The organism is Streptomyces sp. JLSY215 (genome assembly GCF_059682825.1).
The window spans coordinates 650,449-664,784 of record NZ_CM185022.1 but is presented as its reverse complement, the minus strand read 5'-3'; the positions used below and the strand labels follow the sequence as shown (position 1 = coordinate 664,784).

The window sequence follows — 14,336 nt, the reverse complement described above, 5'->3', positions numbered from 1 at the left end:
ATGTCGAAGAACGTGAGCTGGGATGAGCAGGGCAACTGGGGTGCCAAGGGTGAATGGGGGAGTCGGGACTCGGCGGGCCGGAAGCTGGACCTCGCCCACTGGCAGGCCCGTCTCGACGAGCTGCGCGTCCGGCACCACGTCCCGGCAGCGTCCCTTGCGATCCTCGTGGACGGAACGGTGCACGAGCTGGCCAGCGGGGTGCTGCACCGCGGTACGGGCGTGACGGCGACGACCGACTCGGTCTTCCAGATGGGCTCGATCGCCAAGATCTACACCGCCACCCTGATCATGCAGCTCGCCGACTCGGGCCAACTGGACCTGGACGCACCGGTCGTGGACGTACTGCCGGAGTTCACACTCGCCGACCCCGAGGTGGCCAAGGTGATCACCACGCGCCAGCTGCTCAGCCACACCAGCGGCCTCACCTGCGACTTCACCTACGACAGCGGGCGCGGCGACGACTGTCTCGCCAAGTACGTCGAGGCCGCGAAGGACGTGGCGCTCGACTGCCCGCCCGGCGAGGCGATCTCGTACAGCGGCATCGGGTACAACCTGCTCGGCCGCATCATCGAGGTACTGACCGGCAAGGTCTGGGACGAGGCGCTGAAGGACCTGCTCCTGACCCCGCTCGGCCTCACACACACCATGACGCTGCCCGAAGAGGCACTGCGGTTCCGCGCGGCGATGAGTCATCTGGGCGAGCCGGGCCAGGACCCGGACCCGGCGCCGTCCTGGGACCTGATGCCGCGCTCGGCGGGCCCGTACGGCAGGGTCATCGCGACGGCCGGGGACCTCGCGCGGGTCGCGCGGATGCACCTCAACGGCGGTGTGGCGGAGGACGGGACCCGGGTGCTCTCCGAGGAGACGGTCGCGCTGATGCAGCAACGCGTGGTCGACTGCCCCGACAAGTGGACGGTCAGCTCGGACGGTTGGGGCCTGGGCTGGACCCTGTACGACTGGAACGGCATCCGGGGCTACGGCCACGACGGCGCCTCCATCGGGCAGTACGGATACCTGCGCGTGGTGCCGTCGGCGGGCGTCGCGGTCGCACTGCTCACCAACGGCGGCGGTGCGCGTGAGGTGTACGCGGCGCTCTATCGCGAACTCCTGGCCGAGCTGGCCGGGGTGACGATGCCGGAGCCCTTCGCCCCGCCGGCCCAGCCGCCCGTGGTCGACTTCGCGCCGCTCGTCGGCACCTACCGGCGCGCGGGCGTGGTCATCACCGTGACCGAGCGGGACGGTGCGGGGCACATGGTGTACGAGTTCGTCGACGGCATGAAGGACTTCTCCGAGCCCCTTCAGATCGACCTGCTGCCGGTGACGGAGACGGTCTTCGCCGGTACGGGGGTGGGCGCGGCGTTCAGCGAGGACTACATGCCCGTGGTCTTCTCCACGCTGCAGGACGGTACGGGGTGCGTGTATGTCGGCATGCGCTGCGGGCCCAAGGTCGCCTAGCGCGGCGGCGCCACGCGAAGTCCGACCGTACGGCCCAGGCGCACGGCCCTGGCGTACGGCCAAGGGGGGCAGGCTGTCTGCCGGGCGGTAGTGATCAACCGCCCGGCAGCGGCTTCTTCGTCGCGGCTCACTCCTCGCCGGCGGGCCGGGGAGCGTCGTGGTCCGGGAAGAGAGTGGCGGCGACGTGGTGGGTGTCGGCGTATTCGATGACGGAGGTGATCTTGCCGTCGCGAACCGTGAAGATGCCGAGGCAGCGGTTGTCGTAGCGGCTGCCGTGCACGGTGGTGGCCTTGGAGGTCCATTCCGCTACCACGCGGTCGTTCTCGGCCACGGTGCTGACCAGAGCTATCTCCAGGCTGCCGGGGACGAAGGCGGGCCCCATCCCGCCGAGGAAGTCGTTGATGATCGCGTCGCGGCCGTGCCACACCTTGGAGACCGGCAGGCTGCCCGGGTAGTGCCAGGTCGCGTCCTCGGCGAAGCTGTCGTGGATGACCTCGGCGTCGCCGTCGCGCACGGCCTCGACGTAGCGGATGACGACGGTCCGGGGGTCGGTGGTGATGCTCATGGTCATGCTCCTTGGGTTGCTGTGCGGAGTTCGCGGTGGGGGAACGGGGTTCGGGCGGTTCGGGGTTCGGGGTTCAGGACAGCGTGAGGACGGCCTTGCCGCGGATGCGGCGGTCGCGCAGGTCGGTGAGGGTGGTCGCGGTGTCGGCCCAGTCCGTGACGCGGCCGATCTCCGGGTGCAGACGGCCCTCGTCGGTCAGCCGGACCAGCGCCGCCAGGTCGTCGTCGAGGCGGGAGTCCGCGTCCAGGTAGTGGAAGTGGCGGATGACGGCCGACTCGGGGCCGCTGAAGAAGTCGAAGAAGTCGAGCGTGACGGGCGTGCGGCTGGCCTGGCCGAACCAGACGAGCGTGCCGCGCCCGGCGAGCCGCGCCAGAGCGAGCGGGAGGGCCCGGCCGCCGGTCGACTCCAGTACGACGTCGTACGGGCCATGGGCGTCGGCGACGTCGTGGACGACCTCGGCGCCGAGCCCGGCCAGCCGGGCGCCGCGTTCGGCGTCCCGGGTCACGGCCGTGACCCGCGCCCCCGCCGCGGCGGCGAGCTCGGTCACGTAATGGCCCACGCCGCCGGACGCACCGGTCAGCAGGACGCGCCGGCCGACCAGGGGCCCGGCGACCCGCAGCAGCCGCAACGCGGTGAGCCCGGCCAGCGGCAGTGCCGCGCCCTCGAGCGTGGAGACACCGTCCGGCAGCACCGCGAGGGCGTCCGTCGGCACCGCCGCGTACTCCGCCCAGCCGCCCGCCATGGGGTGGCCCACGACCCGAGTGATCCCGGACGGTCCGCTGCCGTCGGCGGCCGGCTGTACCACCAGCCCCGCGATGTCCTTACCGGGCCGCTCGCCCGGCACGGGCCGTTCCAGCTTGAACGTCTCGCCCCGGTTGACCGAGAACGCCTCGACCTTCACCAGCGCCTCATGAGGGCGCGGCACCGGCTCGGGCACCTCGGCTAGCACGACCGGTTCGGCGGGATCCCCGGTCGGTATCAGGGCCTTCATCGTGGTTCCCCCATCGTCGTTCTCCTCGGTGTTCTCCGGGGCCGTCCCCGGTGCGGCGCCCGGTGTGGCGTCGAGGACCATCAGACCGGTCGGCGGGCCGGCCCGGCCAACAACGAAGCCGCCCGGCCGACAACGTGCGGTTGTCGCATAAGGTCAGCGGCATGGATCTCGACCTCGCCCTGGTCCGCGCCTTCACCACGACCGCCGGAACGCTGCATTTCGGACGGGCGGCCGGGGAGCTGAACACCAGTCAGCAGGCGCTGTCCAAGCGCATCGCGCGGCTGGAGGCGCTGCTGGCCGTCCGGCTGTTCGAGCGCGAGGGCGGCATCCGGCTGACCGACGCGGGCGAACGGTTCCTGCCGGCCGCGCACGAGGCGCTGACCGCGGGCGAGCGCGCCATCGCGGCCGTGTGCGGCACCGGTTCGGCCGTACGGATCGACACCTGGGGGCATCTCTACGCGCCGATGCGCACCGTCGCCCAGGCCGCGCAGGCCCTCGGGCCGGTACGGCTGGAGCCCGGCCCGGGGCGCGACTGGCCCGCGGTCGCACAGGCGCTGCTGCGCGGCGACACCGACCTGGGCCTCGGCCGGGTGCACCCGCTGCCCGGCGGCCGCGACGCGGGCCTCACCCAGCGGCTGGTGCGGCTCGAACCCGTCGATGCACTGGTCGGCCCGTCCCATCCGCTGGCCGGCGCGGACGCGCTGCGCCCGGCCGATCTGCGCGACAGCACCCTGTGGTGCCCCGCCGAGCTGACCCGCCTGGACTTCCTCCGCCGCTTCGCCGACCACTTCGCCCTCGCCCGGCGGCAGGACGGCCCCAACCTGGGCCTGGACCACCTCGTTCAGCACCTCCGCGGCGACGGCGGAAGCTTCACCCTCTTCCCCGCCGACGCACCGCTCCCCGATCACGCGGGCCTGCGCGCCATCCCCCTCGTCGAACCGACCCCGCTGTACGCCTGGTCGCTGGCCTGGCGCGAGTCCGCCCGCCACCCGCAACTCGACACCCTGCTGCGCGGCTTCACCGAGACCGGCCGCGCCCGGCGCTGGCTGGACTACATCCCCCAGCGCGACTGGCTCCCCGACACCGACCACGCGAAGCTCGCGGCTGCACGCCCTGGCACGCAGCGGACCACGGCTCCGGGGGCGGCCTGGTGACGCCTCGCCGACGCGGAAAATCGAGTGCAGGCACGGCGTGAGGTGCCGGACCGCGCGGAAGGCTCAGGACTTGGCTCAGGACTTGGCTCTGGACTCGGCCCGGCAGCCGGGAAGCCACCCACAGAGAGGGCACAACACCCATGCGCACTCTTTACGTTGTCACCCACCCGGAGGCAACGCACCACGTCGAGGGAGTCGTCGGCGGATGGCACGACTCGCGGCTGACGCCCGCCGGCGTCCGCGCGGCGGCCTCCATTGCCAAGGCGCTGCGGGCCCAGGTCCCGGACGGCGCCGAGGTGGAGCTGTTCTCGTCGGATCTGCAACGCACCCGCCGGACGTCCGAGGAGGTTGCCGAGCTGTTCGGCGTGAAACCGACCCTTGACCGCAGGCTGCGCGAGAAGTCCTACGGAGAGGCCGGGGGAAGGCCGCAGGAGTGGCTTGACCGGCGGTTTGTCCCACCGCCGGCTGTCGGGGAACGGCTGGAGCACGACGAGGGTGTGGCCGGCGCCGAGACCAAGGCGGCATGGGCGCAGCGCATCTATGCGGCGATGGACGAAATCCTGCACAGTCCGTGCGAGCACCAGATCATCGTGACGCACGGCGGTTCTCTGACCTTCGTGGTGACGTCCTGGCTCAAGATGCCGATCGAATCGGTCGGCTATGCAAGTTTCCCTGCACCCTCCGGCAGCATCACCACCCTGCGCGAAGACGACTTCTTCCACAATCGCCAGGTCGTCAGCCTCGGCGACACCCGCCATCTCGACTCCACGCAAGCCGACTGATTTCCACCTGGCCCGGCTCGACGGCCCGTCGCCTTTGGGGGCATGGCCCCATGACGGAACTACGGGGTGCCCTTGCTCTTCAACACTCTTCAACGCTCTTCAACGCGAAAAGGGCCCCAGCATCTGGCTGATGCTGGGACCCCGGTGGCCGGTCTCAGTGATTTTCGATCCACCAGACGATCAGGCCGATTCCGCCGGCGCCGACTCCGTAGGCGACGCCTCGGAGGAGGCTGGTGGCGGCGACGTTGCGGCGGCGCCTGGCCCAGCGGGCTATGCGCTTGAGCCGGGTGGTCTTGACCACTTCGGGCACGGTGGTTCCGGTGGTGCTGAGGTTCCCCTTATCCTGCATGACGGCTCCAGTCATCGGCTCTGATGGCGCGGGGTCAGCGAGGGGAGCCCTTCCGACGTGGCCTAGGAACCTGGTCGGACCTGACGGGGCTCCCCTCTTACGAGTGGGCAGGGCACGTCGGCGCGGGCTGGATGCGCGGCTCAGCTGTCTGCATCTCGTGAACCCATGTTGCCGCGCTGGCGGTCTGCAATGTTTGTGCGGTTCCCGCCCATGTCGAGGGGTGTCTTTTGTAGCTCCCGGACAGAACATGCCGTCAAGTCTTGTGCAGCAAAGGCCAGTTGATCATCCGGGTGGGTCGGTGCGATCCGCCGAGACCTGCGGTTGTGGGCCTACAGGACGCAGGGCCGGGCCGCGATCCGGCCTTGGGAGTGTTCGGCTCCTGAAGCGGGCGCGGCCGACTTCCGCCGCACGCCCCTCCTCGAATTGCGTTGCCCCGTCGGAGCGGTGACGCCGCTTCCTGTGCGACAAGGCATGCGAATGACGCATACGGCATGTGCGGAAGTTTCGTTGGACGCACGGCCCGTGACGTCCTTAACGTGAATCCGTGACGCAGCCGGCCACGGTGCACACCACGCCTGCCCGACAGCTGCGTCGGCGGCCAGGCAGGCCGGGCACATGCAGGGTGCGACTCAACTGACCGGCAGGCCGCTCTTCCGTCGTGTCCCCGACAGGCCAGGCGCGAGCCGCCGCGAATCCGATGCCCACTCCCACCGAAAGGCAGAACGAATGAATCTTCGCAGGCTCGGAATCTCCGCCATCACGAGCGCTATCGCGCTCGCCACCCTGGCCTCCGTCGCCCCCACGGCGCTGGCCGCCCCGGCGCTGGAGGCCGAGACGTGCGGTCAAGCGGTGACGCGGACCAAGCAGCTTCTCCAGCAGGCCGGCGCCCCGACCGGCGCCGACACCTGGCAGTCCGTACGCGATGCCGCACAGAACTTCGTGAACAGCCACCCCTACGGCGGCCCCGGCACCGAGGCGCTGAAGCGCGAGATCAACAACCTCAACACGCTGTGCGCGCCATAGTCCGAGCCGGAGAACAACTGCGAACCTCTCTGCGCACAAGCCGGCAGCCGACGCGGTGCCGGAGGCTCAGGAACGAGGGAGGTCGGTCACCGGGCCCGACCTGATCGTCGAGGGGCAATGGTCCAACGGCGATGAACCACCTGCCTTTCCGCCGTTGCGGGCGGTCGGCCCGGTCGGGACCGTCCATCGGCTGCGGTCCCTGGCCGAGGAACCGGAAGGGCGCTACCCCGGACGACAGGACGGCCCCACCCCAACCGCGTCCAAGTCAGGCCCCTCCGGCATCGGGCAGGAGGCGGGTGAAGGAGACCGGGAGGTACTCCGGGCCGCGCAGGATGGCGTTCTCCCGGTAGGGCGGGGGATCGGCGACCAGGCGGGGGGACTCCAGACGGCGGGCGAGCGCCGTCAGGGCGATCTGCGCTTCGGCGCGGGCGAGGGTGGCGCCGATGCAGTAGTGGATGCCGCCGCCGAACCCGAGGTGGGCGTTGTCGGGGCGGTCGGGCAGGAATCGGCCCGGGTCCGCGAAGCGCCGCGGGTCGCGGTTGCCGGCGGCGAGGAGCAGGCGGACGCGCGAGCCCTTGGGGATGGTGGTGCCAAAGACGTCGACCTCGGCCAGGGTGCTGCGGCCGGACATCTGTACCGGCGGGTCGTAGCGCAGCACCTCCTCCACGAGCGGAGTGGCGAGATCGGGGTCGGTACGCAACCGGGCGAGGGCGTCGGGGTGGCGCAGCAGCGCGAGGGTGCCGTTGGCGATGAGGTTGACGGTGGTCTCGTGGCCGGCGATGAGCAGCAGGCCGAGCGTGACGCGAAGGTCCACGGGGTCCATGGGGGTCCCGGGGCCCTGGCCGTCCATCAGGCCGGAGAGCAGGTCGTCGCCGGGCGTGGCGCCATGCCGGGTGATGAGCCCTTCGAGGTACTGCTGCAACTCGGTCCGCGCCTGCTGGAGTTCGCGGATCTCGTCCTCGGTCTGGGTGTCGATGGGGTCCAGACCCCGGGTGAGCCGACGGGCGAGGCTGCCGAAGAGGGACTCGTCCTCGCGGGGCACGCCGAGCAGTTCACAGATGACGGTGACGGGCAGGGGGTACGCCAGGTCGCCGACGACGTCCAGCTGTCCCGGCCGCTCGCTGGTGTGCGCGTCGAGCAGCCCGGTGACGAGCTCGTCGATGTGGTCGCGCATGCCCATGACGCGGGGAACGAACTGCTGAATGACCAGGTGGCGCAGGTGGTCGTGGCGGGGCGGATCCTCGACCAGCAGGCTCTTGCGGATCGGCCGCTGGTGTTCCGGGGGGAGCCGGTCGGCGCTGATGCGGGGATCGCGCAGCAGCAGGCTGATCTCGCGGTGACCGCTGACCAGCCAGGTCCCGTTGTCCATGCGTACGACCGGCTGCCGGAGCAACTGCTCGTAGTGGGGGTAGGGGTTGGCGCGGTGCTCGGGGCGGAGGGCCTGGGCGAACAGGTCCGAGGCCGTGTGCCGGCGCGTGGTGGAGGTCGTGACGGAGGTCGTGGTGGATGTCGTGGCGGAAGTCATGGTGGAGCTCCCTTACTCGTGTCCGGCCAGGGCGGCAGGGGTGGCCGGGACGGACGGGACAGTCGGGACGGAAGGGGTGCACGGACGCCCCGGTGCGGGCGCGGCAGGCCGGGCGAACTCGGCGTCGAGCGGATCGAGCCGGTCCGGTCCGTCGGTGGCGTTCAGCTCTGGGGGGAAGGGCGCTCCGGCCTCGATCAGGGCGGCGTAGCCGTCCAGGACGCGGGGCGAGTCCACCGCGACGGCGGCGACCGTGCGGCCGCGCCGACCGTAGGCGGCCACGAAGCGCCGCTGGTCGAGCGAGCCCTGGGTGACGACGACCTGATCGGCCGACGAGGGCAGCCCCAGGCACTTGAGGTTGACCCCGAACTGGTTGGACCAGAACGCCGGCAGGGGGCGATGCGTACGAGGCGCCCGCGACCCGTGGGTCATGTTGTGCGCGGCGGTACGGGCCTGCGCGACGGCGTTGTCCCAGTGGTCCAGGCGCAGGAGCTGCCCGGGGAAGAGCGGGTGCGGCCAGCGGGCGATGTCACCGGCGACGAAGACGTCCGCCATCGGTGTGCCGTCGTCGGCCAGGGCCCGGCAGGCGTCGTCGCACGTCACCCCGCGGACGTCGGCGGCCAGCCCGGAGCCGGTCAGCCACTCGGCGTTGGCGAGGGCACCGGTGGCGACCACGGCCACCTCGGCCTCCACCACGGTCCCGTCGGACAAGGCCGCGCGCCGCAACCTGCCGTGGGCATCGCCCTCCAGCGCCTGGACCGTGGTGCCGAGCCGCAGGTCCACCCCGGCCTCGCGGTACCAGCCGGTCGCGGCGCGGCCGATGACACCGCCCAGCGCGCCCGCCAACGGGGTGCCGCCGCGCTGCGTCACGGTCACGTCGAGGCCCAGGTCGCGGCAGACCGAGGCGACCTCGCCGCCGGTGAACCCGGCGCCGATCACCAGTACCCGGTCCGGCCCCGCGGCCAGTGCCGCGCGCAGCCGGTCGGCGTCGTCGCGGGACCGCAGCAGATGGACCCCGTGCAGGTCGCCGCCCTGCTCCTGGGGCCAGGGCCGGGCCCGGGTGCCGGTGGCGATCAGCAGCCGGTCATACGGCACCGCCCGCCCGTCGGCCAACGTCACCCGGCGTCCGTGCAGGTCAACGCCGTTCGCGGGGGTGCCGAGCAGCCACCGGGCGTCGATGTTGCGCACCCGGGGCAGCACGGTGTGGTCGGTGGACAGCCGGCCGGACAGGACCGCCTTCGACAGCGGCGGACGGTCGTAGGGCGCGTACGGCTCGTCGCCGATGAGCGTGAGCTCACCGTCGAACCCTTCGTCGCGCAGCGCCTCGGCGGCGCGCAGCCCGGCCAGGGAGACCCCAACCACGACGATGCGCTCGGGGCCGTTCACTGCGCACTCTCCGCGGTCGGGGGCGCGGGCTCGGTGGCCCTGCCCAGGGTGATGGCCTGTACGGGACACGCCGCGGCGGCCCGCTCGACCTCGCGGCGCCTGTGCGGATCGGGCGCGTAGTCGTACTCCACGGCCTCCTCACCGTGGAACCGGAAGACGTCCGGTGCGGCATAGACGCACTGTCCGTAGCTCTGGCATCGGTTCAGATCCACGACGAGCCGGAGCTCGACGGGTGGCGAATCGGTGGGCATTTTCGCTCTCCTCCCAGGTCAGCGGGGGTTCGGCGGCGCTCTGAAGTGGGCGGTCCGTGGTCGGCGGCGGGGATGCCCCACGCCTCGCGACCGCCTCGCAGATCCGATCGCCTCCCGATCGAATCCCGATCGCATTCGCCATTCAAATAGCGGCCACTATTCGAACTGTACACGCTATCCGAGCATTGACATAGTCCTCACTATCCGAATAGCATGCACAACATGAGCACCGAGCGTGACGAACCTGACCGTGCCGAACCCGTGCGGCCGCGCCTCACCCGAGCGGAGGCCAAGGCCCGCACCCGGCGGCTGCTGCTGGACGCGGCGGCCCGGGTCTTCGCCCGCAAGGGCTTCGCCGGCGCCTCGGTGGAGGAGATCGCCGAGTCCGCGGGCTTCTCCATCGGCGCGCTGTACTCCAACTTCGGCGGCAAGGAGGCCCTCTTCCTGGAGCTGATGGCCGAACGCGGTCTGGGCCGCGTCGCCGAGGCCGCCCAGACCCTCGACCGTCACGAGGCGGGCACCGGGGAGGCCGCCGCCGAGCTGGGACGCCTGCTGGTGGACGTCGCCGACAAGGACGCCGACTTCGCGCCGCTCCAGGCCGAGTTCTGGCTCTACGCGGTGCGCAACCCCCACGTCCTCGACACGATGGCCGGTGCCCTGCGGGAACCGCGCCAGGCGCTGGAAGGTCTGATCGGCACCTGGCTCACGGAGCTGGGCGCACCCTCCGACGTCCCCGCCGACTCCGTGGCCACGGTGGTGACGGCGCTGTTCCAGGGGCTGGTGCGGCTGCGGCGCGTCGACCCGGACAGCGTTCCCGAAGAGCTCTTCGGCCAGGCCCTGCGCTGGCTGTTCAGCGGCATCGGCGCGAGCCCCGCACCGGCCCGCCCCGCCGACCAGGACTGACCCGCACGGCGTCCCGGATCGCCCGCAACTCCCCCAAGGAGCCGCACTCATGACCCCGCACCCGCAACGGCAGTCAGCCGCCCGAGGCGTCCGCAGGGGCTACTTCGTGGCCGGCGCGGTCCTCGCCTTCATGTGGCTGGGCGAGGCCCACGAGCCCGCCTGGGCACACGCGGTGCGCGCCGCCGTCCTCCTGCTGCTCATACCGCCCCTGCTCCTGCGGACCAACCGCCGCCTCACCGCCGCGTGGTACGAGTCCGAGCGTCCCGGTGGGGCGCTCGCCCGGCTGATCGCCGCCCGGATCCTCATCGTCTCGGCGGCCCTCGTCGTCAGCGCGCTGCTCAGCCACCTGATGGACCCGCACGCCGCCCACGACAGCACGGCGCTCGGCATCCGCGTGGGCTGCGTGCTGCTGACCATCCCGCTGCAGATCCGCGCCGCACACCGCGCACGGGCCAGGGGCGTGCACCCCTCGGCCCGCCCCACCTTGTCGGCGCCCCGGTTGATCTTCGCCAAGCTGGGCCTCATCGCCGCCGCGCTGCTGGCCCAGATGCTGCTCGATCCCTATGTTGCCGACGCCCAGGTGCTCACCGCCGCCGCCATCGCCGTCACCGTGACCGTCCTGGGGCCCAGGATCCACACCAAGCTGCTGATCACTCCCGCCCCGCGGACCACCGGGGAACGGAGTGCGGCCGGCGCGACGGTGTGACCGGGCACGGCATCGGGCCGACCCGGGCGCCGGGTCAGCCCTTGACGGGCAGGTAGTACGGACGGTTGTGGGCGGCCACGGGCGGCGACTGAAAGGTCCAGACGGCGGCGGCCGGGGTGTCGCCGACGAGGTCGGCGAGATGACGGCCGGCGCCGCTGGTGGTGTCGGCGACGGTGAGGCGGACGCTTCCGGCCGTGGTGGGCCCCAGAGGGTGGTGCCGGTAGGGCTGGTAGACGTTCATCGGTCCGGCGAGCAGGCCGTGCTGCGGGTCGGTGCCGTAGCCGGTGATCGGGGTGTTGTTGACGCTCTCCGCCTCCAGGCCGGCCAGGTCGGCCTCGAAGGAGAAGAGGGTGTGGTCCCGCCGGTCGATACCGCTGCGGTCGGCGGTGAAGTCCGCCTTCTTGCAGGCCACCGACCAGGTCTTGTGGTGAGCCGGTCCATTGAGGGAGGGCATGGTGGTCTCGAACCAGCCGGGGTACTTGGGTTCGGCGTAGAGCTTGGTGCCGGCGTCGATGGCGAGCGGGTTGTCGCACAGGACGTGCATCCGGGCGATGCCCAGGAGTTTGGTCTGGTCGAAGCCGCGCGCGTACTCGTCGTAGCTGAGCGCGGGCAGGCGTCCGGCGGCATCTGTGGGGTGGGCGATGATGTTGATCTCGATTTCCTGGGTGATCCCACCGCCGTTCGGATACTGGGCGAAATAGAGCTGGTAGTTGAGCGAGAGGCAGGCCCGCCCGTCGAACTCGGCCACCTCCAGGCCGGGGTGGTGCGCGGCGAGGAGATCGCGGGCCGGGCCGGGGTCGACGAGGTAGTCGATGCCGATGTGGTGCAGCGCCCCGTAGTGGAAGGGCAGTTGGTAGGGAGCGGGGACGGGCGGCAGGGACAGCGTCCGGTCCGGGTTCACGGGCGGTCGGCTCCTTGGGGTACGGCGGCGCCCTGGACGGCGGCGGCGCTGTGTCGGGCGAGCAGGTCACGGTGCATCTCTTCGGCGCTGCGCAGGGCGAGGGCGGCCATGGTCAGCGAGGGGTTCGAGGTGGCGACGGTGGGCATGCTGCCGCACCCGACGGCGTAGAGGTTGGCGTGGTCCCAGCACCGCTGCCACGCATCGACGACGGAGGTGGCGGGAGAGTCCCCCATGATGTGGGTGCCGGCGCCGTGCCCGGCGGCCCGGTAGGCGTAGGGACGGCCTTCGTACGCGAAGTAGCCGGGCCAGGCCGGGCCGGGTGCGAAGAGGGTGTGGTCCTCGGCCCCGAGAAGGGCGAAGAGCTGATCGGACACCTTCTTCGCGGCGACGATCCCGCGTTTGACGTAGGGCGACAGGTCGTAGTGGATCACCGGACGGAAGTTGCCGTACGCGTCGCGGTAGCGGGGGTCGATGGTGACCCGGTTCTCCGGATCGGCCTCCTGCTCCATCTCGAACTGGAAGGCGAACTCGCGTCCGATGCGGTCGCCGAGCGTGCGCCGCAGCTCCGGCCCGAACAAGCCCCGGCCGTCCGGTCCTCCGTCGCGCAGGAGCGCGGCGACACGCGCGTCGGGCGGCCCCACCGCCCAGCTCCAGCCCCAGTTACCGATCTCGACGCGGAACGGCGCGCGGCGGGCGCGGGCCGCTCCGAAGCGGAAGCCCTCGAGCCCGGAGGTCGAACCGGGGCCGCGGTAGGCACCGATCTGATGGGGCATCAAACCCCAGGTGAGCAGCACAGGATGGTCCATGAGATTGCGGCCGACCTGGTCGCTGCTGTTGGCCGCACCCGAGGCGAGGAGGAGCTTGGCGTTCTCGATCGCATGGGCGGCCAGGACGACGAGGTCCGCGTCGGCGGTGTGCACGCCGAGGGAACGGGCCGCGGCGGCGTCGTCCTGATAGGTCTGGTACTCGACACCCGTGGCGCGTCCATTGCCGCCGACCAGGACGCGGGTGACCACGGCCCGGGTGATCAGGCTGACGGTCGGCGCCCATCGGGCCTGAGTCCTGAGAGGCGTGTATTTGGCCCCCGACGGGCAGATGGGCACACAGCTGGCGTGGCCCGCGCACAGCCCGCCACCGTCGTGGCCTCCCACAGCCCCGTCGGGGAGGCCGTTGCGGGCGTGCGGCGTGGCGACGACGCGCAGCCGGGTCGGGCCCGCCTCGGAGGGGTCCTGCACGCACCGGCCGTCCAGCGCCTTCGCCATCACCCGGTCGAGATAGCTGGGCGGAATGGCGTGCATGGGGAACCGGTAGTCGTCCGGGAACGGCAGGCCCACGGCCGCGCGCTGCTCGTCCACATCGCCGGCCACCCCGATCTCGTGCTCCGCCGCACGGTAATAGGGCTCCAGATCCTCGTACCCGATCGGCCAGTTGCGGCCGTGGCCGAAGTCCCCGGCCCGGAAGTCCTCCGGGTGCATGCGCGGGGCCAGCCCCGTCCAGGCCAGCCCCGTACCGCCGTTGGCCCGCAGATACCCGCTGGCGTACGGCAGGGGCCCGCGCTGTACGAAGTACCCCTCGGCACGGAACGAGCCCTGCGCGCTGCCCGACAGATCGCGCACGTCGGGGGACGGCGCCGCACGGCCGGTCGGATAGGGCGAGTTGGGGACCTTGGCCAGCGCGCTGTGATACGCCTCCACCGCCTCCCGGTGTCCCTTGGCGGGATCGGCCACATCGGGCCCGGCCTCCAGAACGAGGACCCGCCAGCCGCGCGCCCCCAGCCGATGGGCGACCAAGGACCCCGCGAACCCCGCACCGACCACGATCACGTCCCACCGGCGCCCGTCCGGCGCGCTCACCGCAGCACCACCAGGCCGTCGCCCTCCGCACCGGCGAGTGAACCGGCCGCCGGCGCGGACGCCCAGCTGGCGAACCCCTGCGCCACCGATCCCGGCGCATGCCCGCCGAACGTCCGCCACACCAGCCCCTGCGCATAGGCACGCGGCGAGACCACGAACGCCCCGTCCTCCGCACGCTCCGACCCGCACCCGACCCAGGTGCCCAGGTACCACAGATGCGCGACGGCCCTCGCCAGCTCCCGCACCGCCTCGTCCGCCAGGCCCGGCGGTCCATCGCCACCCGCGGCCGCGACGAGCCGGTCCAGGGCCTTTGCTCCCGCTCGCTCCAGGACCACCGCCTCGTACACGCCCGCCAACCCGGTCGCCCGCAGCTCCTGGCCGTCGAAACCGGTCAGCCGCGCCGACAGCAGGAGAAAGTTGTCAGCAGTCACCACCCACGCCCCCCGTACTCACCCCACGCCCGTGCCGGCGCCCTCGTGTGCATTCCACGGCGCC

Annotated in this window: 15 protein-coding genes; 6 read left to right on the top strand and 9 right to left on the bottom strand. The window is 71.9% G+C overall.

What is annotated here, in order from left to right; translation table 11 throughout:
- Complete coding sequence (locus AC5677_RS02930) at positions 1–1,455, top strand: serine hydrolase domain-containing protein (RefSeq protein ID WP_497193415.1); 1,455 nt, start codon at positions 1–3, stop codon at positions 1,453–1,455.
- A 127-nt stretch (positions 1,456–1,582) separates the two neighbouring features.
- Here the strand turns inward: AC5677_RS02930 and AC5677_RS02925 are convergent, their stop codons facing one another.
- Positions 1,583–2,020 (bottom strand): nuclear transport factor 2 family protein, encoded by a 438-nt coding sequence (locus AC5677_RS02925; protein WP_497193414.1) that lies wholly within the window; start codon positions 2,018–2,020, stop codon positions 1,583–1,585.
- Positions 2,021–2,093: 73 nt separating this feature from the next.
- Positions 2,094–3,011, bottom strand: coding sequence for a zinc-binding dehydrogenase (locus AC5677_RS02920; RefSeq protein WP_497196488.1), 918 nt, complete (start codon positions 3,009–3,011; stop codon positions 2,094–2,096).
- Between the two features lie 161 nt (positions 3,012–3,172).
- Here AC5677_RS02920 and AC5677_RS02915 point away from each other — a divergent pair, with 161 nt between their 5' ends.
- Positions 3,173–4,165 (top strand): LysR family transcriptional regulator, encoded by a 993-nt coding sequence (locus tag AC5677_RS02915; RefSeq protein ID WP_497193413.1) that lies wholly within the window; start codon positions 3,173–3,175, stop codon positions 4,163–4,165.
- Positions 4,166–4,305: 140 nt separating this feature from the next.
- Positions 4,306–4,947 carry a histidine phosphatase family protein gene (locus AC5677_RS02910; protein ID WP_497193412.1) on the top strand — a complete coding sequence of 214 codons (642 nt, stop codon included), beginning with the start codon at positions 4,306–4,308 and terminating at the stop codon, positions 4,945–4,947.
- Between the two features lie 154 nt (positions 4,948–5,101).
- Here the strand turns inward: AC5677_RS02910 and AC5677_RS02905 are convergent, their stop codons facing one another.
- Positions 5,102–5,296, bottom strand: a complete 195-nt coding sequence (locus tag AC5677_RS02905; RefSeq protein WP_497193411.1) for a hypothetical protein — start codon at positions 5,294–5,296, stop codon at positions 5,102–5,104.
- Between the two features lie 726 nt (positions 5,297–6,022).
- On the opposite strand from AC5677_RS02905, the gene AC5677_RS02900 reads away from it, so the two are divergent.
- Positions 6,023–6,319: a hypothetical protein gene (locus AC5677_RS02900; protein WP_497193410.1), complete on the top strand. Its 297-nt coding sequence runs from the start codon at positions 6,023–6,025 to the stop codon at positions 6,317–6,319.
- Between the two features lie 265 nt (positions 6,320–6,584).
- On the opposite strand, the gene AC5677_RS02895 is transcribed toward AC5677_RS02900, so the two are convergent.
- From AC5677_RS02895 to AC5677_RS02885, 3 genes are read right to left on the bottom strand one after another with little or no spacing between them, the layout of a single operon-like run.
- A complete protein-coding gene (locus AC5677_RS02895) occupies positions 6,585–7,844 on the bottom strand; it encodes a cytochrome P450 (protein ID WP_497193409.1) in 1,260 nt (419 codons plus the stop codon).
- Between the two features lie 12 nt (positions 7,845–7,856).
- A complete protein-coding gene (locus AC5677_RS02890) occupies positions 7,857–9,227 on the bottom strand; it encodes an NAD(P)/FAD-dependent oxidoreductase (RefSeq protein ID WP_497193408.1) in 1,371 nt (456 codons plus the stop codon).
- A complete protein-coding gene (locus AC5677_RS02885; protein WP_497193407.1) occupies positions 9,224–9,478 on the bottom strand; it encodes a ferredoxin in 255 nt (84 codons plus the stop codon). Before AC5677_RS02885 ends, AC5677_RS02890 begins: the two co-directional genes overlap by 4 nt.
- 222 nt (positions 9,479–9,700) lie before the next feature.
- On the opposite strand from AC5677_RS02885, the gene AC5677_RS02880 reads away from it, so the two are divergent.
- Both AC5677_RS02880 and AC5677_RS02875 read left to right on the top strand, forming a co-directional pair.
- Positions 9,701–10,381, top strand: a complete 681-nt coding sequence (locus tag AC5677_RS02880) for a TetR/AcrR family transcriptional regulator (RefSeq protein WP_497193406.1) — start codon at positions 9,701–9,703, stop codon at positions 10,379–10,381.
- A 49-nt stretch (positions 10,382–10,430) separates the two neighbouring features.
- A complete protein-coding gene (locus AC5677_RS02875; protein WP_497193405.1) occupies positions 10,431–11,087 on the top strand; it encodes a hypothetical protein in 657 nt (218 codons plus the stop codon).
- A 34-nt stretch (positions 11,088–11,121) separates the two neighbouring features.
- Here AC5677_RS02875 and AC5677_RS02870 read toward each other — a convergent pair whose 3' ends face one another.
- The 3 genes from AC5677_RS02870 to AC5677_RS02860 are packed head-to-tail and all read right to left on the bottom strand — an operon-like array spanning position 11,122 to position 14,272.
- On the bottom strand, positions 11,122–11,988 hold the full coding sequence (locus AC5677_RS02870; RefSeq protein WP_497193404.1) for a hypothetical protein: 867 nt from the start codon (positions 11,986–11,988) through the stop codon (positions 11,122–11,124).
- The gene (locus tag AC5677_RS02865) at positions 11,985–13,841 is read right to left on the bottom strand and encodes a GMC family oxidoreductase (RefSeq protein ID WP_497193403.1); all 1,857 of its coding nucleotides are present in this window, start codon (positions 13,839–13,841) and stop codon (positions 11,985–11,987) included. Before AC5677_RS02865 ends, AC5677_RS02870 begins: the two co-directional genes overlap by 4 nt.
- Complete coding sequence (locus tag AC5677_RS02860; RefSeq protein ID WP_497193402.1) at positions 13,838–14,272, bottom strand: hypothetical protein; 435 nt, start codon at positions 14,270–14,272, stop codon at positions 13,838–13,840. The genes AC5677_RS02865 and AC5677_RS02860 overlap by 4 nt, the downstream gene beginning before the upstream one ends.
- Between the last annotated feature and the right edge of the window lie 64 nt (positions 14,273–14,336).

What these genes read in the sequence shown, in the direction of transcription:
- AC5677_RS02885 (WP_497193407.1), bottom strand. Translation starts at nt 9,478, where the DNA reads ATGCCCACCGATTCGCCACCCGTCGAGCTCCGGCTCGTCGTGGATCTG.
- AC5677_RS02910 (WP_497193412.1), top strand. Translation starts at nt 4,306, where the DNA reads ATGCGCACTCTTTACGTTGTCACCCACCCGGAGGCAACGCACCACGTC.
- AC5677_RS02930 (WP_497193415.1), top strand. Translation starts at nt 1, where the DNA reads ATGTCGAAGAACGTGAGCTGGGATGAGCAGGGCAACTGGGGTGCCAAG.
- AC5677_RS02880 (WP_497193406.1), top strand. Translation starts at nt 9,701, where the DNA reads ATGAGCACCGAGCGTGACGAACCTGACCGTGCCGAACCCGTGCGGCCG.
- AC5677_RS02905 (WP_497193411.1), bottom strand. Translation starts at nt 5,296, where the DNA reads ATGCAGGATAAGGGGAACCTCAGCACCACCGGAACCACCGTGCCCGAA.
- AC5677_RS02920 (WP_497196488.1), bottom strand. Translation starts at nt 3,011, where the DNA reads ATGAAGGCCCTGATACCGACCGGGGATCCCGCCGAACCGGTCGTGCTA.
- AC5677_RS02915 (WP_497193413.1), top strand. Translation starts at nt 3,173, where the DNA reads ATGGATCTCGACCTCGCCCTGGTCCGCGCCTTCACCACGACCGCCGGA.
- AC5677_RS02875 (WP_497193405.1), top strand. Translation starts at nt 10,431, where the DNA reads ATGACCCCGCACCCGCAACGGCAGTCAGCCGCCCGAGGCGTCCGCAGG.
- AC5677_RS02900 (WP_497193410.1), top strand. Translation starts at nt 6,023, where the DNA reads ATGAATCTTCGCAGGCTCGGAATCTCCGCCATCACGAGCGCTATCGCG.
- AC5677_RS02895 (WP_497193409.1), bottom strand. Translation starts at nt 7,844, where the DNA reads ATGACTTCCGCCACGACATCCACCACGACCTCCGTCACGACCTCCACC.
- AC5677_RS02925 (WP_497193414.1), bottom strand. Translation starts at nt 2,020, where the DNA reads ATGAGCATCACCACCGACCCCCGGACCGTCGTCATCCGCTACGTCGAG.